At 66.7% G+C, this 20,766-nt stretch carries 17 protein-coding genes and 1 pseudogene; 14 read left to right on the forward strand and 4 right to left on the reverse strand.

Going from position 1 to position 20,766, the window contains the following annotated elements; all coding sequences use genetic code 11:
• The first annotated feature begins 50 nt into the window (after nt 1–50).
• The 6 genes from AWB66_RS23060 (at nt 51) to AWB66_RS23090 (ending at nt 6,313) form a co-directional block, all read left to right on the forward strand.
• Nucleotides 51–851: a transporter substrate-binding domain-containing protein gene (locus AWB66_RS23060; RefSeq protein WP_087632430.1), complete on the forward strand. Its 801-nt coding sequence runs from the start codon at nt 51–53 to the stop codon at nt 849–851.
• A gap of 222 nt (nt 852–1,073) precedes the next feature.
• A complete protein-coding gene (locus tag AWB66_RS23065) occupies nt 1,074–1,367 on the forward strand; it encodes a DUF4148 domain-containing protein (protein WP_087632431.1) in 294 nt (97 codons plus the stop codon).
• A 352-nt stretch (nt 1,368–1,719) separates the two neighbouring features.
• Nucleotides 1,720–2,418, forward strand: a complete 699-nt coding sequence (locus AWB66_RS23075; RefSeq protein WP_087632433.1) for a 2Fe-2S iron-sulfur cluster-binding protein — start codon at nt 1,720–1,722, stop codon at nt 2,416–2,418.
• Nucleotides 2,419–2,426: 8 nt separating this feature from the next.
• Nucleotides 2,427–3,425: an FAD binding domain-containing protein gene (locus AWB66_RS23080; protein ID WP_087632434.1), complete on the forward strand. Its 999-nt coding sequence runs from the start codon at nt 2,427–2,429 to the stop codon at nt 3,423–3,425.
• The gene (locus AWB66_RS23085; RefSeq protein WP_087632435.1) at nt 3,422–5,644 is read left to right on the forward strand and encodes a xanthine dehydrogenase family protein molybdopterin-binding subunit; all 2,223 of its coding nucleotides are present in this window, start codon (nt 3,422–3,424) and stop codon (nt 5,642–5,644) included. The genes AWB66_RS23080 and AWB66_RS23085 overlap by 4 nt, the downstream gene beginning before the upstream one ends.
• Before the next feature lie 81 nt (nt 5,645–5,725).
• A complete protein-coding gene (locus AWB66_RS23090; protein WP_087632436.1) occupies nt 5,726–6,313 on the forward strand; it encodes a nucleotidyltransferase family protein in 588 nt (195 codons plus the stop codon).
• A 5-nt stretch (nt 6,314–6,318) separates the two neighbouring features.
• Here AWB66_RS23090 and AWB66_RS23095 read toward each other — a convergent pair whose 3' ends face one another.
• Nucleotides 6,319–7,026 carry a glycosyltransferase family 2 protein gene (locus tag AWB66_RS23095; RefSeq protein ID WP_087632437.1) on the reverse strand — a complete coding sequence of 236 codons (708 nt, stop codon included), beginning with the start codon at nt 7,024–7,026 and terminating at the stop codon, nt 6,319–6,321.
• A 232-nt stretch (nt 7,027–7,258) separates the two neighbouring features.
• On the opposite strand from AWB66_RS23095, the gene AWB66_RS23100 reads away from it, so the two are divergent.
• The 6 genes from AWB66_RS23100 (at nt 7,259) to AWB66_RS23120 (ending at nt 14,399) form a co-directional block, all read left to right on the forward strand.
• A complete protein-coding gene (locus AWB66_RS23100) occupies nt 7,259–8,725 on the forward strand; it encodes a UdgX family uracil-DNA binding protein (protein ID WP_087632438.1) in 1,467 nt (488 codons plus the stop codon).
• Nucleotides 8,726–8,833: 108 nt separating this feature from the next.
• Nucleotides 8,834–9,328 carry a hypothetical protein gene (locus tag AWB66_RS23105; RefSeq protein ID WP_087632439.1) on the forward strand — a complete coding sequence of 165 codons (495 nt, stop codon included), beginning with the start codon at nt 8,834–8,836 and terminating at the stop codon, nt 9,326–9,328.
• A 157-nt stretch (nt 9,329–9,485) separates the two neighbouring features.
• Nucleotides 9,486–11,789, forward strand: a complete 2,304-nt coding sequence (locus AWB66_RS23110; RefSeq protein WP_087632440.1) for an FdhF/YdeP family oxidoreductase — start codon at nt 9,486–9,488, stop codon at nt 11,787–11,789.
• Between the two features lie 123 nt (nt 11,790–11,912).
• Nucleotides 11,913–12,503 carry a glycosyltransferase family 9 protein gene (locus tag AWB66_RS23115; RefSeq protein ID WP_087632441.1) on the forward strand — a complete coding sequence of 197 codons (591 nt, stop codon included), beginning with the start codon at nt 11,913–11,915 and terminating at the stop codon, nt 12,501–12,503.
• Nucleotides 12,504–12,542: 39 nt separating this feature from the next.
• Nucleotides 12,543–12,695, forward strand: a complete 153-nt coding sequence (locus AWB66_RS34070; protein WP_200819044.1) for a hypothetical protein — start codon at nt 12,543–12,545, stop codon at nt 12,693–12,695.
• Between the two features lie 162 nt (nt 12,696–12,857).
• Complete coding sequence (locus AWB66_RS23120; RefSeq protein WP_087632495.1) at nt 12,858–14,399, forward strand: methyl-accepting chemotaxis protein; 1,542 nt, start codon at nt 12,858–12,860, stop codon at nt 14,397–14,399.
• Nucleotides 14,400–14,459: 60 nt separating this feature from the next.
• On the opposite strand, the gene AWB66_RS23125 is transcribed toward AWB66_RS23120, so the two are convergent.
• Both AWB66_RS23125 and pdxR read right to left on the reverse strand, forming a co-directional pair.
• Nucleotides 14,460–15,650 carry a M20 aminoacylase family protein gene (locus AWB66_RS23125; RefSeq protein WP_087632496.1) on the reverse strand — a complete coding sequence of 397 codons (1,191 nt, stop codon included), beginning with the start codon at nt 15,648–15,650 and terminating at the stop codon, nt 14,460–14,462.
• A gap of 96 nt (nt 15,651–15,746) precedes the next feature.
• Nucleotides 15,747–17,218 (reverse strand): annotated as a pseudogene (gene pdxR, locus AWB66_RS23130) (MocR-like pyridoxine biosynthesis transcription factor PdxR).
• Between the two features lie 129 nt (nt 17,219–17,347).
• On the opposite strand from pdxR, the gene AWB66_RS23135 reads away from it, so the two are divergent.
• Entirely contained in the window at nt 17,348–18,631 is a 1,284-nt protein-coding gene (locus AWB66_RS23135) for a 4-aminobutyrate--2-oxoglutarate transaminase (RefSeq protein WP_087632497.1), read from the forward strand.
• Between the two features lie 16 nt (nt 18,632–18,647).
• The gene (locus AWB66_RS23140) at nt 18,648–20,096 is read left to right on the forward strand and encodes an NAD-dependent succinate-semialdehyde dehydrogenase (protein ID WP_087632442.1); all 1,449 of its coding nucleotides are present in this window, start codon (nt 18,648–18,650) and stop codon (nt 20,094–20,096) included.
• Between the two features lie 52 nt (nt 20,097–20,148).
• On the opposite strand, the gene AWB66_RS23145 is transcribed toward AWB66_RS23140, so the two are convergent.
• The gene (locus AWB66_RS23145) at nt 20,149–20,739 is read right to left on the reverse strand and encodes a hypothetical protein (protein WP_087632443.1); all 591 of its coding nucleotides are present in this window, start codon (nt 20,737–20,739) and stop codon (nt 20,149–20,151) included.
• Between the last annotated feature and the right edge of the window lie 27 nt (nt 20,740–20,766).

The raw sequence follows: 20,766 nt of genomic DNA on the forward strand, positions 1-20,766 counted from the left end.
GCCTAGAGTGCATCGACCTTCCCCTCTCGCTCACACTTCAGGCCTTCACCATGACGAAACGCGTTTCCCGCCTCGCCGCCCAGTTGTGCGCGACGCTCGCCCTTGCCGCCTCGTTCGCCGCGTTCACGTCGCCCGCTCACGCCGACGCGCTCGATACGATCCAGAAGAACGGCGTCGTGCGGATCGGCGTGTTCATGGACTATCCGCCGTTCGGCTCGATCGGACCGGACATGAAGCCGCAAGGCTACGACATCGAAATGGCCGACTACCTCGGCCGCGCGCTGAAGGCGAAGGTCGAACTGGTGGCGATCACGGGCGAAAATCGTATGGCGTATCTCGCGACGCACAAGGCCGACATGCTGCTCTCCGTCGGCCAGACGCCCGAGCGCGAGAAGATCCTCGATTTTTCGCGGCCGTATGCGCCTTACTACCTCGCGGTGTTCGGGCCGAAGTCGCTGCCGGTCAAGAGCACGGCCGATCTCGCGGGCAAGACGATCGCGGTCGCGCGCGGCACGCTGGAGGACCTGAGCGTGAGCAAGGTCGCGCCGCCGAGCGCGACGATCAAGCGCTTCGACGATCCGAACGGCGCGATCTCCGCGTTCCTGTCGGGACAGGCGCAACTGATGGTGGTCGGCAACGACGTCGGCGCGACGATCATCGCGCGCAATCCGCCGATCCAGCCGGAGCAGAAGTTCTCGCTGTTCAGCTCGCCGGATCACGTCGGCCTGAACAAGAACGAGCCGCGCCTGCTGAAGGAAGTCGACGCGGCCATCGCGCAGGCGAAGAAGGACGGCACGCTGAACACGCTGTCGACGAAATGGCTGAAGGCGCCTTATCCGGCGGATCTTTGAGGTTTTCCGGCGCGTAGACGATTTATGACGGGGCGCAGGTCGCCCCGTTCTTCTGTAGCCCTCGCTGCTCGACCCGTTTCACCCCAAACGCTTTGCACCTCGACCCATTCGTGGATGCCAGCGCACATGACCGTTAGTTGCGATATTAGACACATCCGTTTGTCTTCCAGGCGCGTATAACGAAGGAGCGACGACCCCCGCCGCCATCGAAGGAGGACGATCATGAAGTTGACGACATGGCTCGCGGTCTGCGCGCTCGCCGCCGGTTCGACGACTGCGGCCGCGCAGAACCAGGACCCGAAGCGCTACGCCCAGATGACCACTTACGAAGACATGGTCGGCACACCGGCGACCGCCGACACGATGACCGCCAACGCGCCGGCCACTCGTGCGCAGGTTCGCGCAGACCTCGCGCGCGCCCGCTCCGACGGCACCATTCCGCGCTACGGCAATCCCGATCCATACGGACCGGCGCGCATGGCGCGCGGCGCGCCGGTGTACCGTCAGATGAACTAACCGACGAGAATGACGCGAATCTGACGCCTAGCAAACAGCCGCCCGGCAATAGAACAACAACAGCCGGTCGCGCCACTTTCGCCGCCGTCATGCAAATCGTTCGCCCGTTGTGCGAATCTACCGCTCGATGCAGCATTTACCTGCGAACAAATTGTCGCCGTCGAGGCGCGGGCTGCGTGTGTGCGCATGGCATCGGACTTGCTCGCTGCCGTAAGTCGCGGCGCACCCGTCTTCGAGGCGCGCCGCATCATCGCCGCCATCAGCCAGCGCGCCCGACGCACGCTCCGCATTCGCGCCCGACGAGCCAGCCAGCGCAGCGCCCATTCGACCGAGCGAGGAGCGCCGTATCGCCATGTCCGACAGCAAAGCGAAACATCCCCCACACGATGACGAACACGCGCAGAAGCCGTCCCGCCGACGCTTTCTGCAATCCGCGGCCGCGACGGTAGCGATCAGCGCCGCGCCGCTCGCGCGCGCGCAACAGCCGGCGGTCGCGACGTCGACGCCGGCTGTCGCGCCGCCGCCCGCCGCCGCGCCGCTGATGCCGGTGCATCTCACGATCAACGGCCGTCCTTACGCGTTGCAGCTCGAAGCGCGCACGACGCTCCTCGACGCCCTGCGCGAATACGCCGGCCTCACCGGCACGAAAAAAGGCTGCGACCGGGGCCAGTGCGGCGCGTGCACGGTGATCGCAAACGGCAAGCGGATCAACTCGTGCTTGACGCTCGCGGTGATGCACGGCGGCGAATCGGTGACGACGGTCGAAGGCCTCGCATCCGGCGAGAACCTGAGCGCCGTCCAGCGCGCCTTCATCGAACACGACGCGTTCCAGTGCGGCTTCTGTACGCCCGGGCAGTTGTGTTCAGCAACCGCTCTCCTCGACGAATACCGCGCGGGCGATGCAAGCGCGGTCACGGCGAACGTCCGGGCGCGTCCGCCGCAGCTTTCCGCCGACGAAATCCGCGAGCGCATGAGCGGCAACCTCTGCCGCTGCGGCGCGTACACCAATATCGTCGCGGCGGTCTCGGCCGTGGCGTCGAACAAAGCCTAGGAGACGACATGGACGCGATCTCCTACGAACGCGCGCCCGACGCGGCCGCGGCAATCCGCTCGGCGAGTCAGCCGGGCGTCGTGTTCATCGGCGGCGGCACCAACCTGCTCGACCTGATGAAAGGCGGCGTCGCGCGGCCGGTGAAGCTCGTCGACATCACGCATATCGACGGCCTGGACCGCGTCACGCCGCTGCCCGACGGCGGACTGCGCATCGGCGCGCTCGCCCGCAACAGCGACGCCGCCAACCACGCCTGGGTGCGCGAGCGCTATCCGCTCCTTTCGCAGGCGTTTCTGGCGGGCGCGTCGGCGCAACTGCGCAACATGGCGACGGTCGGCGGCAACCTGATGCAGCGCACGCGCTGCCATTACTTCTACGACACCGGTTTTCCCCAGTGCAACAAGCGCACGCCGGGCAGCGGCTGCGCGGCGCTGGAAGGCAACAACCGCATCCACGCGATCCTCGGCGCGAGCGCGCAGTGCATCGCGACGAATCCTTCCGACATGAGCGTCGCGCTCGCGGCGCTCGAAGCCGTCGTGCGCGTGTCCGGTCCGCGAGGCGAACGCGCGATTCCGATCGCCGAATTCCATCGTCTGCCGGGCGAGCGGCCCGATCTCGACACGACGCTGCAACCCGGCGAACTCATCACCGCCGTCGATTTGCCGCCGCCGCGCTTCGCGCAGCACGCGAAATACCTGAAATTACGCGACCGCGCGAGCTACGCGTTCGCGCTGGTTTCCGTCGCGGCCGCGCTCGACATGGACGGCGACACCGTGAAAACGGCGCGCATCGCGCTCGGCGGCGTCGCGCACAAGCCGTGGCGCGCGAGCGAGACGGAACAGATGCTCGCCGGCAAGCCGCTTTCGCGCGCGACGCTGCAAAGCGCGGCCGCGCTCGCGGTGCGCGAGGCGAAGCCGTATCGCGACAACGCGTTCAAGGTCGAACTCGCGCAGCGCGCGATCGTGCGCGCGGTCGAACAAGCCGCAGCGCAGGGAGGTGTGGCATGAGCGTCATCGGAAAACCGCTCGATCGCACCGACGGCGTGCTCAAGGTCACCGGCCAGGCACGCTATTCGGCCGACAATCCCGAGTCGATGCTCGCGCACGCCGTCATCGTGACGAGCACGATCGCGAAAGGCCGGATCGCGTCGATCCAGACCGCGGGCGCCGAGGCGCTGCCCGGCGTGCTGCTCGTCATGACCTACCAGACGGCGATGCGCCTGCCGAACGGCGGCAACCCCGACGCGCAACCGCCCGCCGTGCGCAAGCTCACGCTGTTGCAGACCAACGAGGTGCGCTACAGCGGCGAGCCCGTGGCGGTCGTGGTCGCGGATACGCTGGAACGCGCCGTCGATGCCGCGCGCCAGGTGCAGGTGCGCTACGAAGCCGCCGCGCCGAACGCGGACTTCCAGCGCGCGAAGGCGTCCGCCTATCCGCCGCAGAAGATGAACAACCGTCCGGTGAACACCGCGCGCGGCGACGCCGAAGCCGGTTTGCGGCAAGGTCCGACGCGGCTGGATGCCGTCTATACGACGCCCTACGAGCATCACAATCCGATGGAGCCGCACGCGACGCTCGCCCGCTGGGACGGCCCGAATCTCACGCTCTACGACGCCACGCAAGGCGTGTCGGGCGCGAAGGGCGCGGTGTCGAAGATCCTCGGCATTCCCGAGGCGAACGTGCGCGTGATCTGCCCGTTCGTCGGCGGCGGGTTCGGTTGCAAGGGCTCGGTGTGGTCGCACGTCGTGCTCGCCGCGATGGCCGCGAAGCAAACCGGGCGCCCCGTGCGGCTCGTGCTCGAACGTCCGCAGATGTGGGGCATCGTCGGCAACCGGCCGTTCACCGAGCAGCGCATCCAGGTGGCCGCGCGCGAGGACGGCACGCTCACCGGCATGCGCCACGACGTGATCTCGACCACCTCGACCTTCGAGGACTGGACCGAAACCTCGGCGATCGTCACGCGGATGATGTACGCGGTGCCGAACCAGTCGACCTCGCATAAGCTCGTCAAGCTCGACATCGGCACGCCGACCTTCACGCGCGCGCCCGGCGAGACGAGCGGTTCGTTCGCGCTCGAATCCGCGATGGACGAGATGGCGTATCAACTGCGCATGGACCCGCTCGCGTTTCGGCTGAAGAACTACGCGGAAAACGAGCCGCAGGAAAAGAAGCCGTGGTCGAGCAAGGCGCTGCGCGAGTGCTACGAGACGGGCGCCGGGAAATTCGGCTGGGCGCGGCGCAATCCGAAGCCGCGTTCGATGCGCGACGGCCACACGCTGATCGGCATGGGCGTCGCCAGCGCGACCTATCCGGCAAACCGCAGCGAGGCGTCCGCGATCGCGCGCATCCTGCCCGACGGCACCGCGATGGTCGCGTCCGGCACGCAGGATCTCGGCACCGGCACCTACACGATCATGACGCAGGTCGCCGCCGACTCGCTCGGCTTCGCGCCCGAGAACGTGCGCTTCGCGCTCGGCGATTCGTCGTTGCCGAAGGCGCCGGTGTCGGGCGGATCGCAGTCGGCCGCAAGCGTGTCGCCGGCGGTGCAGGCGGCGGCGACGCAGGCGCGCGACCAGTTGATCGCGATGGCGATCGCGGATGCCGGTTCGCCGCTCGCGGGCGTGCCGCGCGACGACGTGACGGTCGACAACGGCTGGGTCGTCAGCCGCTCGGCGCCTTCGAAGCGCGATCCGGCCGCGGCGGTCATCGCGCGCAACGGCGGCCGGCCGATCGAGGCGACGGCGACCGTCAAGCCGGGCAGCGAGAAACAGCAGTACTCGTTTCACTCGTTCGGCGCGGTGTTCGCGGAAGTGCACGTCGACGAAGACCTCGGCACGATCCGCGTGGCGCGCATCGTCGGCGTGTACGACGTCGGCACGCTGCTCAACGCGAAGACGGCGCACAGCCAGTTGATGGGCGGCATTGTGTGGGGCATCGGCTCGGCGCTGCTGGAAAAAAGCGATCTCGATGCGCGCTACGGCCGCTATACGAACGCGAACCTCGCCGAATATCACGTGCCGGTGAATGCCGATATCGGCGAGCTGGACATCTCGTTCGTCGGGCCGCCCGATCCGCACATCAATCCGCTCGGCGCGCGGGGGATCGGCGAGATCGGGATCACGGGCGTGTCTGGGGCGATCGCGAACGCGGTCTATCACGCGACCGGCGTGCGCGTGCGCGATCTGCCGGTGACGCTCGACAAGGTCCTGCGCAAGCCGATGGCGTAACCGCGAGGGGGCGCGCGCCCCCTTGCGAGGCCCTTCGACGCACTGCACAATCGACGCATCCCTCCACGCGGACGACCGGCCATGACTTATTCATCGAACGCGACCGGCATCCTGCTCGCCGCCGGTCTCGGCACGCGCTTCGATCCGTCCGGCGTCCAGAACAAGTTGCTCGCGCCGCTTCCCGACGGCACGCCGGTCGTGTTCCAGTCCGCGCGGCGCCTGCTTTCGGTGGTCGAACAGGTGGTCGCGGTGGTGCGGCCGGGCGCGGAAAAACTCGCCGATGTGCTCAACGATGCCGGCTGCGCCGTGATCTTCGTGATCGACGCCGAGCGCGGCATGGGCGCGACGCTCGCGGCCGGCGTCAGGGCGCGGTCCGACTCGGAAGGCTGGATTGTCGCGCTGGGCGACATGCCGTGGATCGCGCCGCAGACGATCGAAGCGGTCGCGCGCGCGCTCGATGGCGGGACAACGCTTGTCGCGCCGTATCATCGCGGCGAGCGCGGGCATCCGGTCGGTTTTGGCCGCGCGCACCGCGAGGCGCTGAGTACGCTCGACGGCGACGCGGGCGCGCGCTCGCTGCTTGCGCTCAACCCGGTGCGGCGGATCGATGTCGACGATCCGGACATTCTGCGGGACGTGGATGTGCCGGGCGATTTGTCGGCGGGATAAAGGCCCTAAGCCGCCAGCACCTCCGAATCATCCACAACCGGCGCGGGCGCCGCGCCAAAATATCGCCGGCCGACTTCCACCAGCGTCGCGCCAAAGCCCTTCTTCGCCCGGAAGTCCGTGCGCGCGCTCGTGACCACGCGCGGCGCGGCGCTCCATTCGATGCACGCCCCGCTCGCGATCAGCGCCTCCACCAGCGCGACATCCTCGCTGGATTCCAGCGGCGGAAATCCGCCCGCGCGCACATACGCATGCGCCGACACGCCGAGATTCGCGCCGTGAATATGCCGATGCCCGTCCGCGTCGGTATAGGTCTTGCCGAAATGCTCGCGCACCGCGGCGATATGCGGCGACCAGTCGCGCACGCCGATCACACCGCACACCGCGTCGGCGCAGCAATCGAGCTGCTGCACGAGCCAGTCGTCCGCGACGACGCTGTCGGCGTCGGTGAACGCGAGCCAGCGCGCGCCAAGCGCGAGCGCCCGCTCCGCCCCGTGCGCCCGCGCGATGCCGACGTTACGCGCCTCGATGTGCGTCACGTCCGCGCCGAGCGACCGGGCAATGGCGCCCGTGTCGTCGGTGCAGGTGTCGAGCACGACGATCACGCGCACTTCCTCCCCGAGCAGTTGATGGTGGTTCGCGGCCCGCCGTGCGCTTGTCACGCATTCCCCGATGTGCGCCGCCTCGTCGTGGGCGGGAATGATGATGCCGAGCATTGTTGACTCCGTTGTATGGTTCGGCGAGCCGCCCCGGCGGCCGCGATGCACGGCTTACAGCAAAGGCCATTCCCACCGTTTCCTGTCGCAAAATAGTCTGGACAGCGCGCGGACAAAAGCGTCAACGGGGCCGGATCATCTCAAAAAAGTTGCGGCGACGGGGCTGCCATCGCTAGAATCACTGTATGTATATACAGTATCTCGATCCGAACAACCCGCCTGTGACCCGCCGATGAACAGCGTCGTCATCGAACCTTCGTTTGCCTCCTGGCGCAGCGCCGCGCGCGATCTCCTCGCGCGCGGCGTGTCGCCGGAAGGGCTGCTGTGGCGGGAGGCGTCGGAATCGGCGACGGTGTTCGGCACGCTCGACGAGTCCGCCGAACCGGGCGCGCCGCCGCCCGTGAAAATCGCGCGCGGCTTTCTGGAGCGGCTGGAAACGGCCGCGTGCGCTCGCGTGCGCGACCGCTGGCCGTTTCTCTACAAGGTACTCTGGCGCTGGACGCAGGGCGATCGCGCGGTCATTTCCCCCGACGATCCCGACGGCCGCCGTCTCAACCGGATGATCGAAGACGTGCGCGCCGAAGAAGAGCGCATGCACAAGTTCCTGCGCTTCCGGCATCGCGATCCGTCGCTCGGGCCGCCCGAGTTCATCAGCTGGTTCGAGCCGGTGAACGACCTGCTGGAGCACGCCGCGCTCGGTTTCGCGACGCGCATGGGCAGCGCCACCTGGATGATCGCGACCCCGCACGGCGCCGCGTTCTGGGACGGCGCGCTCTTACGCGTCGACCGCACGAGCGAGCCGGAGCCGAAACCGACCGAGCTGGCGTCGCCGGGCGAGGCGGTCAGCGGCGACGCGATCGAAGCGCTCTGGCTCGCGTACTACGAGAGCACGTTCGCGCCGGCCGTCGCCCACGCAGCGGAAATGGCGTCGCACATGCCGGTGCGCTACTGGAAGAGCCGGCCGGACGCGAAGAGCGATCCCACGCTGATCGCGCGCGCCGATCCCGCCACGCGCCGCGATCGCCGCGCGCGCAACGTGCCGCCGGAGATGGAAGTCGCGATCGACATGGAGCCGCTCGACGGGCCGTCGCTGAAGACGAAACCCGCCTCGCTCGACGGCTGCAAGCGCTGCGCGCTCTGGCGCAACGCGACGCAGCCGGTGCCGGGCGCCGGTCCCGCCGACGCGCGCATCATGCTGGTCGGCGAGCAGCCGGGCGATCAGGAAGACCTGGCGGGCCGGCCGTTCGTCGGGCCGGCGGGCAAGCTGCTCGATCAGGCGATCGAGGAAGCGGGGCTTGCCCGCGAGTCGCTTTATCTGACCAACGCGCTCAAGCACTTCAAGTGGGAATCGCAGGGCAAGGAGCGCTTGCCGCAGCAGCCCGCCCAGCGCGAGCGCGAAGCCTGTCGCTACTGGCTCGACGAAGAACTGACGCGGATCGCGCCGAAGGTCGTCGTCGCGCTCGGGGCGACGGCGCTCAAGTCGCTGACGGGCCATCGCACGGCGCTCTCGGAGTATCTCGGCAAGACGATCGAGCATCGCGGACGGCTCATCGTGCCGACCTATCATCCGACCTACGCGCTGCGCGTGATGGACCCGAAGATGCGCGACGAAGTGATCGGGACGATCGTCGAGGCGCTCGTGTTCGCGAGCCAGATCGCCGAGGGCACGGCCAGCGTGCGCACGCCGTTCAAGGCGTGAGCTTGTCCGGATGCTTCAGGTGCAACAGGACGTAACCTGCGTCAACGTTCTTGTAAGCGAGGCGTTAATACGATCGTTACCGTCCGCTACCCGAGGCATACCGCTCACATGGCCGCCCTTCCGTTCTCCGAACTCCGTCAACAGAAACCCCGCGCCGCGCTCGTGCCGAAATCGGCCGGACAACTCCGTCTGGAACGCGAGCGCATCGTCGCGCGCACCGGTTTCCTGCTCAACGCGACGATCGCGCTGGCGCTCGTCGGCCTCGCCGTGATCCTGTGGCTGCCGTTCTCGCCGGTGCCGGGCGATTTCCGCTTCGGCGCGCAGGAAGTGCTGGGCGTCGCGGTGTTCGCCGGGTGCCTGTTCGTGCTCCACGAGCGCGCCGAACTGATGCTCAAGCTCTACAACTTCGAACCCGTCGAGCAGACGACGCAAGGCGAACTGCGCGCGCTGCTGCATCGCGTGCCGGAAGGCGCGTCGTACCAGAGCGCGCTCGCCGCCGACAACCGAACTTTCGTGACCGGCGAAATCGACGCGATCCGCGAGCGCGCCGAAGCGTTCGTGCCGAAGATGTTGCCGGTGGATGAGGGGAATGGGGAGACCTGAGCGCCGAATCGGACGCCGACCTTTCACCCACTGAAAGCCGCCGCCCCGCTCTCGCGGGCCGGCGGCTTTCGTTTTCCTGACCACGCCACTTGCCGCCCGGCGAGCCTGTTTATTGCTAATCCACGAATAACCCCGCATCCACGTGGAGAAAACCGCAATGAGCAAGCTCCCGCGCATCGAGAAATACAGTCATCCGGCCGGCGGCTGGGGCTCCGCGAAAGCGGTTGCGTCGATCCTGTTGAAGGAGCACGTCGCCGTGAACGGCTCGCGCATCCTGATGCATCAGAACAAGCCCGACGGCTTCGCGTGCGTCAGTTGCTCGTGGGCCAAGCCCGCCGATCCCCATCTCTTCGAGTTCTGCGAAAACGGCGCGAAGGCGACCGCCTGGGAAGTCACGAGCAAGCGGGTAACGCCGGAATTCTTCCAGCATCACACGCTCGCCGCACTCGAAGCCTGGACCGACTTCGAACTCGAATCGCAAGGGCGTCTCACCGAACCGATGCGCTACGACGCCGCCACCGACCGCTATCTGCCGATCCCCTGGCAGCAGGCCTTCGACGAAATCGGCGCGCAGTTGCGCGGCTTCGATCCGAAGCGCGTCGTGTTCTACGCGTCGGGTCGCGCGTCGCTCGAAACGTCGTACATGTACCAGCTCTTCGCGCGCATGTACGGTACCAACAACCTGCCGGACAGCTCGAACATGTGCCACGAGAGCACGTCGGTGGCGCTTCCGGAGACGATCGGCGTGCCGGTCGGCACCGTCACGCTCGACGACTTCCAGCATACCGACTGCTTTTTCTTCTTCGGCCACAACACCGGCACCAACGCGCCGCGCATGCTGCACCCGCTTCAGGAGGCGCGGCAACGCCACGCGCGCATCGTTACGTTCAATCCGATCAAGGAGCGCGGGCTCGTGTCGTTCGCGAATCCGCAGTCGCCCGGACAGATGCTCACGCCCGACGAAACCTGCATCAGCACGCAATACCATCAGGTGAAAATCGGCGGCGACATCGCGGCGGTCACCGGCATCTGCAAGGCGCTGATCGACGCCGACGACCGCGCGCAAAAAGAAGGCGCGCCGCGCGTGCTCGACGCCGCGTTCATCGCTGAGCACACGCACGGCTTCGACACGTTCGCCGACGCGATGCGCGCCGCGAACTGGCGCGACATCGAAGTGGAAAGCGGCCTCACGCGCTCCGCGCTCGAAGCGGCCGCCACGGACTACGCGAAGTCGAAAGCCGTCATGATCCTGTACGGCATGGGCATCACGCAGCATCGCGAAGGCGTGCTCGCCGTGCAGATGCTCACCAACCTGATGCTGCTTGGCGGCAACATCGGCAAGCCGGGCGCGGGCATCTGCCCGATTCGCGGACACTCGAACGTGCAGGGACAGCGCACGGTCGGCATCACGGAAAAGCCGTCGCTCGTGCCGCTCGACAAGCTCGCCGAGATGTACCGCTTCAACCCGCCGCGCGATGTCGGCATGACGACCGTCGATGCGTGCGAAGGCGTGCGCGACGGCACCGTCGACGCGTTCATCGGCCTCGGCGGCAACTTCGCGCGCGCGACGCCCGACCACGGCGTGCTCGAACCCGCGTGGAAAAAGCTGCCGCTCACGGTGCAGATCGCGACGCACCTTAACCGCAGCCATCTGCTGCACGGGCGCGCGGCCTATCTGCTGCCGTGTCTCGGGCGCATCGAAGTCGACCGGCAGGCGGGCGGCGCGCAGATCGTCACCGTCGAGGACAGCACCGCGTGCATCCACGCGTCGCGCGGTTTCGCGGCGCCCGCGAGCGAGCATTTGCTGTCGGAGCCGGCGATCGTCGCGGGCCTCGCGAAAGCGACGCTCACGCCGCAAAGCGGTTCCGTCGACTGGGACGCATGGGTCGGCGACTATTCGCTCGTGCGCGATGCCATCGAGCGCACTTATCCCGATCAGTTCAAGGACTTCAACCAGCGCATGTCGCAGCCGGGCGGCTTCCACCGGCCGCTCGCCGCGGCGAAGCGCGAATGGAAGACCAAGACCGGCAAGGCGAATTTCATCACGCCGCCGGACGCGAGCGAGGACCCCGACATGTCGTTCGAGGGCGAGCGCACGCTGCGCCTCATGACCACGCGCGGCGACAGCCAGTTCAACACGACGGTTTATTCCCTTGACGATCGCTTTCGCGGTGTCTTCAATACCCGACAGGTGTTGCTGATGAATCGCGCCGACATGACGCGCCTCGGCCTCACGGAAGACGAAGCCGTGACGGTCGCGACGGTCTCGAACGACGGCGTCGAGCGAAAGGTCGACGGTTTGCGGGTTCACGCATTCGACATCCCGGCGGGCTGTGCGATGAGCTATTACCCCGAGTGCAACCCGCTGATTCCGCTCGCGCATCACGCGAAGCGCGCCAAGGTGCCGGCGGGCAAGGCGGTTCCGGTGACCGTCCGGGCGATGGCGCGGTCGTCATCGTGAGCCGGACGCCGTGCGCGCCCGAAGCAGGCGGCGGGCACGACACGTGCTGAGGCAATCGGCTGCCCGAGGCGACGCGCGACGTCCCCGGGCGGTCCCAACCGTCACTCCAGAGCAGGAGCCACGATGCGATCCCGTTCCCTCAACGCGCTGTCCGACAATCTCGCCCTGATGCCCGACGCCCCCGCCGCCCCCCGCGCCCGCGCGCGCTCGCCCGCGCGGCCCGACGTCGATTACGACGAACTCGTGACGTTCCACGGCCTCGAACGAGAGCGGCTCGTGCTGATCCATCCCGGCAGCCACGGCGCCACGCCCGCGTGGCCCGTCGAGCGTTATGCGGAAGTTGCGGACCAGCTGGGCGCCGACGGCTGGCAGATCGCGATCGTCGGCGATACGCTCGAACCCGAGCGTACCGGCGCCGTGCTCGGCGCGATGCAGACGGCGGCGCTCTTTCTGGCCGGCACGATGTCCCCGCAAACGCTGACGCGGCTGATCGGCGATGCGCGCCTCGTTCTCTCCGACGACGCCGCGACGCCCTCGCCCGTGGCGGCGGCACGCGCGCTCGGCACGCCGCTGATCGCGCTGGAAGAACATCACGGCGAGGCGACGAGCGAAGCGGTCGCGATCGAAGCCCGCGCCGCGCTCGCGCGCGAGGACAGCGCGCACCCGGGCGACCCTTTCACGCTGCACACCCCGGCGCTGCACGACGCGGCCTAGCGCCGGCCAGCGCCTTTTCCACCCAACGAGTGCGAGACCATGACCTTCGAGATGCAGACTACTCCCGTTCCGGACCCGATCGCCGATCCGAACCGCGACCCTGAAGCCGACCCGCTCACGCCGTCTTCGCCCGGCCATCGCCCGGACGAGCCGCAGCACCCCGACGCCCCGCCCGACAAGGACCCGATCTAACCGCGCGATTTCGCGCCAAATCGGACGAAGATATCCCGCCGCAACGCCCGCTAGGGGTTTCCCCGCCCCTACATCCGCGCCGCCGTTTGCCGTAATGCCCTCATGCGCGGCGGCATTTCGCCGCGCCCCGGACAATGAGGCGGCTCGCGGAACATGAACAAACTGACGTTGAATCAAAAGCTCAGCTCGATGATCGCCGTGCTGTGGATCGGCCTGATCGCCATCGGGATCATCGGCGCGTGGCAGAACCGCGCGTCGATGATCGAAGACCGGCGCGACCAGCTGACGACACTGATCGGCCAGGCGCACAGCGTGGCCTCGCATTTCCAGACGCTCGCGGCGAACCGCGCGATCACCGAGGACGAAGCGAAGAAGAAGGCCCTCGAAGTGATCGCCTCGATGCGCTACGGCGCCGACGGCTACATCTCGATCAACGATTCGCATCCGACCATCGTGATGCATCCGATCAAATCGGCGATGAACGGCCAGGACGTCTCGAATTTCGCCGATCCGCAAGGCACGAAGCTCTTCGTCGAGATCGTGAAGGCGGGCAATCACGAGAAAGGCGGCTTCGTGAATTACCTCTGGCCGAAGCCGGGCTACGACCAACCGGTCGCGAAGATGAGCTACTCGCAGCGCTTCGCGCCGTGGGACTGGTATCTCGTCACCGGCATGTACATGGACGACGTGCAGGCCGCGTTCTACGCGAGCGCGCTGCGCTGGCTCGGGATCACGGCGCTGCTCGGCGTGCTCGCGACCGTCGCGATGCTGCTGGTGCTGAAGAGCATCAAGCGCAATCTCGGCGGCGATCTCGAACTCGCGGTGAGCGCGGCGCACCGCATCGCGCGCGGCGACCTGACGACGCCGGTTCATGTCCACGAGAAGGACACGTCGAGCCTGCTCTACGCGCTTTCGTCGATGCAAAGCGGTCTGGTCGAGACGGTTTCGCGCGTTCGCAACGGCACGGAGAACATCAACGTCGGCGCGTCGGAAATCGCGGCGGGCAACACGGACCTGTCGCAGCGCACCGAGCAGCAGGCCGCCGCGCTGGTCGAAACCGCGTCGAGCATGGACGAGATGACGGCGAACGTGAAGCAGAACGCCGACAGCGCCACGCAGGCCGCGCGCCTCGCCGAGCAGGCGGCGGACGTCGCAACGCGCGGCAGCAGCGTGGTCGCCGACGTGATCCACACGATGACGCGCATTACCGACAGTTCGAAACAGATCGGCGATATTATCGGCGTGATCGACGGCATTGCGTTCCAGACGAACATCCTGGCGCTCAACGCGGCGGTCGAAGCGGCGCGCGCCGGTGAACAAGGACGCGGCTTCGCGGTCGTCGCGGCGGAAGTGCGCAGCCTCGCGCAACGTTCGGCGACGGCGGCGAAGGAAATCAAGGCGTTGATCGAAACATCCACCCAGACGGTCGAAGAAGGCGCCTCGCTCGTGACGAACGCCGGATCGACGATGGGCGAAATCGTGCAGTCGGTGCGCCGCGTCAACGAAATCCTCGACGAGATCAGCCATGCGTCGCGCGAGCAGAGCGCCGGCATCGAGCAGGTGAACCGCGCGGTCGTCGAGATGGATCAGGTCACGCAGCAGAACGCCGCGCTCGTCGAAGAAGCGGCGGCCGCCGCCCATTCGCTGAAGGATCAGGTCGACGTGCTGCGCGACGCGATCGAAAGTTTCTCGCTGCCGGCCTGAGCGCTGCGCGGGACATGCGCATGACGCCTTCGAGCGTTATGCGCATAAAGTTTATAAAAGTTATTGCGCGAGAAACTTTTCGACGAGGCGCGTCCAGTAGGCCGCGCCGATCGGCAGGTTGGCATCGTTGAAATCGTAGTGCGGGTTGTGGACCATGCAGCCGTCCTCGCCCGCGCCGTTACCGATGCGCAGGAACGAGCCCGGACGCTCGTGCAGCATGAACGCGAAGTCTTCGCTGCCCATCAGGATGTCCGCGTTCGCGAGGACGTTCTCCTCCCCGACCAGTTCGCGCGCCACTTGCGTCGCGAACTCGGTTTCCGCGTCCGTGTTCACGACGACCGGATAGCCCTCTTCGTAAGCCACCACCGCCGTCGCGCCGTAGCTCGCGACCTGCGCCTGCACCAGTTCCGCGATGCGGCGCTTGAGCAGCGCGCGGACGTCCTCGCTGAACGAGCGCACACTCAGTTCCAGCTTCGCCGAATTCGAGATGACGTTGTTCGCCGTGCCCGCGTGCATCGAGCCGACCGTCACCACGGCCGGCTGCGACGGATCGACATTGCGCGCGACGATCGTCTGCAACGCCATCACGACGCTCGACGCCACCACGACCGGATCGACCGTCAGATGCGGACGCGCCGCATGGCCGCCGACGCCTTCGATCGTGATCGTCACCTTGTCGCCCGCGGCCATGAACGCGCCCTTGCGGAACAGGAACGTGCCCGGCGGCATGCCCGGATGGTTGTGCACGCCGAACACGGAGTCGCACGGGAAGCGGTCGAAGAGGCCGTCCGCGATCATCTTCTGCGCGCCGCTCGGCACGCCGTATTCCTCGGCGGGCTGGAAATACAGATGCACCGTGCCGCTGAAACGCCGCGTGCGCGCGAGGTGGCGGGCGGCGCCGAGCAGCATCGTCGTGTGGCCGTCGTGGCCGCACGCGTGCATCTTGCCGTGCGTCGCGCTGGCGTACGGCTTGCCCGTCTGCTCGACGATCGGCAGCGCGTCCATGTCCGCGCGCAGGCCGATGCTGCGCGTGCCCTCGCCCACTTTCAGCGTGCCGACGACGCCCGTCTCGCCGACGCCGCGCGTCACCTGCCAGCCCCATTGCTCGAGCTTTTCCGCGACGAGCGCGGCGGTTTGCAGTTCTTCGTAGGCGAGTTCGGGATGCTGGTGGATGTGGTGGCGGATGTCGCGCAGGGCGGGGACGTCGTCGGCGAGGTCGGCGATTTCGGTGAAGCGGGAAGCAAGAGTCATCGGGAGGAAACCTTTTTTGTCGGAGTCGGTGCGGCGGATTGTCGGCGCGAAGCGCACATGATCCAACAGACGGAATTTCCGCGCCAGTCGTCATACTCAGCCGATAAACCCGTCGATCACCCCCGCCAGCGTCTCGAACGCCCGCTCGATCTCTTCGTCCGGCACGCACGCATAGCCAATCAGAAGCCCCGATTGCGCATTGTCGCGCCGCGCGAAATACCCCGACAGCGGCCGCACGACGATGTTCTCCGCCAGCGCCCGGGCCGCGACCGCGCGGTCGTCGACGTGATCGGGCAAGCGCAGCACGAGATGCAGCCCCGCATCGCCGCCGACGATATCGAGCGTTCCGCCGTAACGCTTCGCGATCGTCGCGAGCATCAGTTCGCGACGCTGGCCGTAGAGCGCGCGCATGCGCCGGATATGCGAGGTGAAATGCCCTTCCGCGATGAACTCGGCGAGCACCGCCTGCTGTAGCAGTTGCCCTTCGCGATACAACTCGGCCGACGCCGTCGCGAAACTCGCCGCGAGCGCCTCCGGCACGACGATATAGCCGATCCGCAAGCCCGGAAACAGCGTCTTGCCGAAGCTGCCGACATAGATCACCTGCCCCGCCGTGTCGAGTCTTGCAGCGACGCGAGCGGCCGGCTGCCGTAGCGGAACTCGCTGTCGTAATCGTCTTCAATGATCCAGCAGCGGTGCTGGCGCGCGAATTCGAGCAGCATCCGGCGCCGCGCGAGGCTTATCACCATGCCGAGCGGATATTGATGCGACGGCGTCACGAGCATCAGCTTAGGCGGATTCGCAAGATCTTCCGGCGACGGGTCGATGCCTTCGGAATCCACGCGGATCGCTCTCAGATCGAGGCCGGACACCTGCAAGACGCTTCTCACGCCCCAGTAGCACGGGTCCTCGGTCCAGATGATGTCGCCGGCGTCGGACAGCAGGCGCACCGCGAGGTCGATCGACTGATGGATGCCCGTCGTCACGATGATTTGCTCGGGCGAGCATTGCACCGAGCGCGACGTGCGCAGGTAGTCCGCTAGCGCGTGGCGCAACGAAGCGAGCCCGCCGCCCGGCGCGTAAGTCAGCAGATCGGGGCGCGGCCGCCGCCAGTATTTCGCGTGCAGCCGGTTCCAGACGCGCGCCGGAAAGCGCGACACGTCGGGCACGCCCGGCATGAACGCGCCGCCCTGACGCTTCGAGACGCCCGCGCCCGCGATCAGCCGCTCGCCGCGCGTCGAGAGCACGGCCGGCGCGATCTCGATGCGCGACGGCCTTTCATCGAAGACGATCTCGTCGGGCGCGCTGTCGGCGACGAACGTGCCGCGCCCCGTCGCCGACGACACATAGCCTTCGAGCGCCAGTTGCTCGTACACCTGCGTAACCGTATTGCGCCCGACGCCCAATTCCGTCGCGAGCAATCGCGACGACGGCACCTTGGTCCCGGCCGGCAGTTCGCGCGACAGGATCGCCTGCTGCAACAGCCGGTGCAGTTGCCGATAAATCGGCTGACCGTTGCCTCGATCGAGCCGCTGCGCCAGCCAGTCGGACAGCACGCTCGCCCGCATCGAATTGGCTCCTATAGATTTATTGAAATGGCTCTGAACTTGAGAGCCAAATCTTACTATAGTCCACACATCGACTCGACTGACCACAACGCGCGCCGCGCGAAGGAGAACCACACCGTGAGCAACACTCTGAAAAACGCCGACCTGCAAGCCCGCAAGAACGCCGCGACGCCGCGCGGCGTCGGCGTGATGTGCGATTTCTACGCGGCGCGCGCCGAAAACGCCGAGCTGTGGGACGTCGAAGGCCGCCGTTTCATCGACTTCGCGGCCGGCATCGCGGTGTGTAACACGGGCCATCGTCATCCGAAGATCGTCGAGGCAATCCGCGCACAGCTCGACTGCTTCATGCACACGGCTTATCAGATTGTTCCGTACGAGTCTTACGTTTCTCTCGCCGAGAAAATCAGCGCCCGCGCGCCCGGCGATTATCCGAAAAAGACGGCGTTCTTCACGACGGGCGCCGAAGCCGTCGAAAACGCGGTCAAGATCGCGCGCGTCGCGACCGGCCGTCCGGGCGTGATCGCGTTCACGGGCGGCTTTCACGGCCGCACGCTGATGGGCATGGCGCTGACCGGCAAGGTCGCGCCGTACAAGATCGGCTTCGGGCCGTTCCCGTCGGACGTGTTCCATGTGCCGTTCCCGAATCCGCTGCACGGCGTCTCCGTCGCGGATTCGCTGCGCGCAATCGAGCATCTGTTCAAGGCCGATGTCGAAGCGAAGCGCGTCGCGGCGATCATCTTCGAACCGGTTCAGGGCGAAGGCGGTTTCTATCAGGCGCCGCTCGATTTCGTGCGCGCGTTGAGAAAAATCTGTAACGAGCACGGCATTCTTCTGATCGCGGACGAAGTTCAGACCGGCTTCGCGCGTACCGGGAAGCTGTTCGCGATGCAGCATTACGACGTCGTGCCCGATCTCATGACGATGGCGAAGAGCCTCGCGGGCGGCATGCCGCTGTCGGGCGTCGTCGGACGCGCGGACATCATGGACGCCGCCGCGCCCGGCGGACTCGGCGGCACGTATGCGGGCAATCCGCTCGCGGTGGCGTCGGCGCATGCGGTGCTCGACATCATCGACGATGAAAAGCTGTGCGAGCGCGCGACGGTTCTCGGCGACAAGCTGAAGGCGAAACTCAACGCGCTAAAGAAAGACGTGCCGCAGATCGCCGACGTGCGCGGCCCCGGCGGCATGATCGCCGTGGAGTTCTGCCAGCCCGGCTCGGACGAGCCCGATCAGGATTTCACGAAACGCGTCCAGACGCGCGCGCTCGAACGCGGCCTGCTGCTGCTCGTGTGCGGCGTGTACGGCAACGTCGTGCGCTTCCTGTTCCCGCTCACCATTCAGGATTCCGTGTTCGACGAAGCACTCGCCATCCTCGAAGACGTGCTGACCGAAACGATCGGTGCAACGGTTTGATCTCGGAGCATTCCTGATGAATCTGAAAGATCCGACACTGCTGCGCCACGAAGCCTATATCGACGGTGAATGGCAAGGCGCAGACAGCGGCGCGACCTTCGAAGTCGTCGATCCGTCGAACGGCGCGTCGCTCGGCCGCGTGCCGATGATGGGCGCGGCGGAAACGCGTCGCGCCATCGACGCCGCCAATGCCGCGTGGCCCGCCTGGCGCAAGAAGACGGCGAAGGAACGCGCGGCGATCATGCGCCGCTGGTACGACCTGATGCTCGCCCACGCCGACGACCTCGCGCTCATCCTCACGACCGAGCAAGGCAAGCCGCTTGCCGAGGCGAAGGGCGAGATCCTGTACGCGGCGTCGTTCATCGAATGGTTCGCGGAGGAAGGCAAGCGCGTCGCGGGCGACACGCTCGCCACGCCCGCCGCCGACAAGCGCATCGTCGTGACGAAGGAGCCGATCGGCGTGTGTGCCGCGATCACGCCGTGGAACTTCCCGGCCGCGATGATCACGCGCAAGGTCGGTCCGGCGCTCGCGGCGGGCTGTCCGATCGTCGTGAAGCCGGCGGAAGCGACGCCGTTCTCCGCGTTCGCGATGGCCGTGCTCGCCGAGCGCGCGGGCGTGCCGAAGGGCGTGCTGAACATCGTCACCGGCGACCCGAAAGCGATCGGCGGCGAGATGACGGCCAACCCGATCGTGAGGAAGCTCTCGTTCACGGGATCGACGGCGGTCGGCCGCTTGCTCGCGGCCCAAAGCGCGCCGACGATCAAGAAAGTCTCGCTGGAACTCGGCGGCAACGCGCCCTTCATCGTGTTCGACGATGCGGATATCGACGCCGCCGTGGAAGGCGCGATTGCGTCGAAGTATCGGAACAGCGGGCAGACTTGTGTCTGCACGAACCGGTTTTATGTGCACGAGCGCGTCTACGATGCGTTCGCCGCCAAGCTCGCCGACGCGGTCGGCAAGCTCAAGGTCGGACGCGGCACGGAAAGCGGCGTCGCGCTCGGGCCGCTGATCAACGAGGCGGCCGTGCTGAAGGTGGAATCGCACATCGAGGACGCGCTGACGAAAGGCGCGTCGATCGTCACCGGCGGCAAGCGTCATGCGCTCGGCCACGGCTTTTTCGAGCCGACCGTGCTGACCGGCGTCACGCCGGACATGAAGGTCGCGAAGGAAGAGACGTTCGGTCCGCTCGCGCCGATCTTCCGGTTTTCGTCCGACGAAGAAGTCGTGCGCATGGCAAACGACACCGAATTCGGCCTGGCGGCGTATTTCTACAGCCGCGATATCGGCCGGGTGTGGCGCGTCGCGGAAGCGCTGGAGTACGGCATGGTCGGCATCAATACGGGGCTGATTTCAAACGAAGTCGCGCCATTCGGCGGCGTGAAGCAATCGGGACTCGGCCGCGAAGGCTCGCATTACGGCATCGACGATTATGTCGTAATCAAGTATTTGTGCATCGCGGTTTGATTTATCGCTGAAGCGGTGAAAAAAGGCCTGGCGTTTTTGCCAGGCCTTTTTGTTATTTCGCGGCGTTTTTCGGTGTGACGTCCACCGCTGTGGCCGAAACGAAAACCGCATGCACGGAATCGCCGGGTTTAAGGTCTTTGGTATCCAGATCGTGCGGAATATCGAAAGTATCCGTGCGCCACGGGCCGCGCAGCGTAATCGTTCCGTTTTTTCGATTGATGCTTTCGACCGTCGCGAGAATTTCCACTTGGCGCGATGACGCGAATCCGTTCGCACCGGACGCCGGCGCATAAACCGCGGTATCGACGCGCTTTCGAACACCTTTGTCCGCGCCCGTCGCCTTGGTGGCCGTGATGAGCAGCGCATTTTTATAAAGCACGTCGACCTGATCGCCGATTTTCAGCTGGTCGAAATTCTTGACCTGATCGCTCACGACCGCCGTGGTCGTCGCGCCTTTCGAGCCGCGCAATGTGAGCGTGCGCGTGGCGGCGTCGATGCCGATGATTTCCGCCTGCCTGTGACCCGGCTTTGCCGCGCTCACGACTTGTTGCGCGGCATTGGCAAGCGACGTGTCCTGCGCATAAGCCGGCGCGGCAATCGACGCGGCCGCGATAATCCAGGCCATATTCCATTTTGCATTCATTCGGCTTTCTCCATTGAAATGACGCGC

Origin of the sequence: Caballeronia telluris (assembly GCF_001544495.1) — a bacterium.
GTDB classification, from domain to species: Bacteria; Pseudomonadota; Gammaproteobacteria; order Burkholderiales; family Burkholderiaceae; genus Caballeronia; species Caballeronia telluris.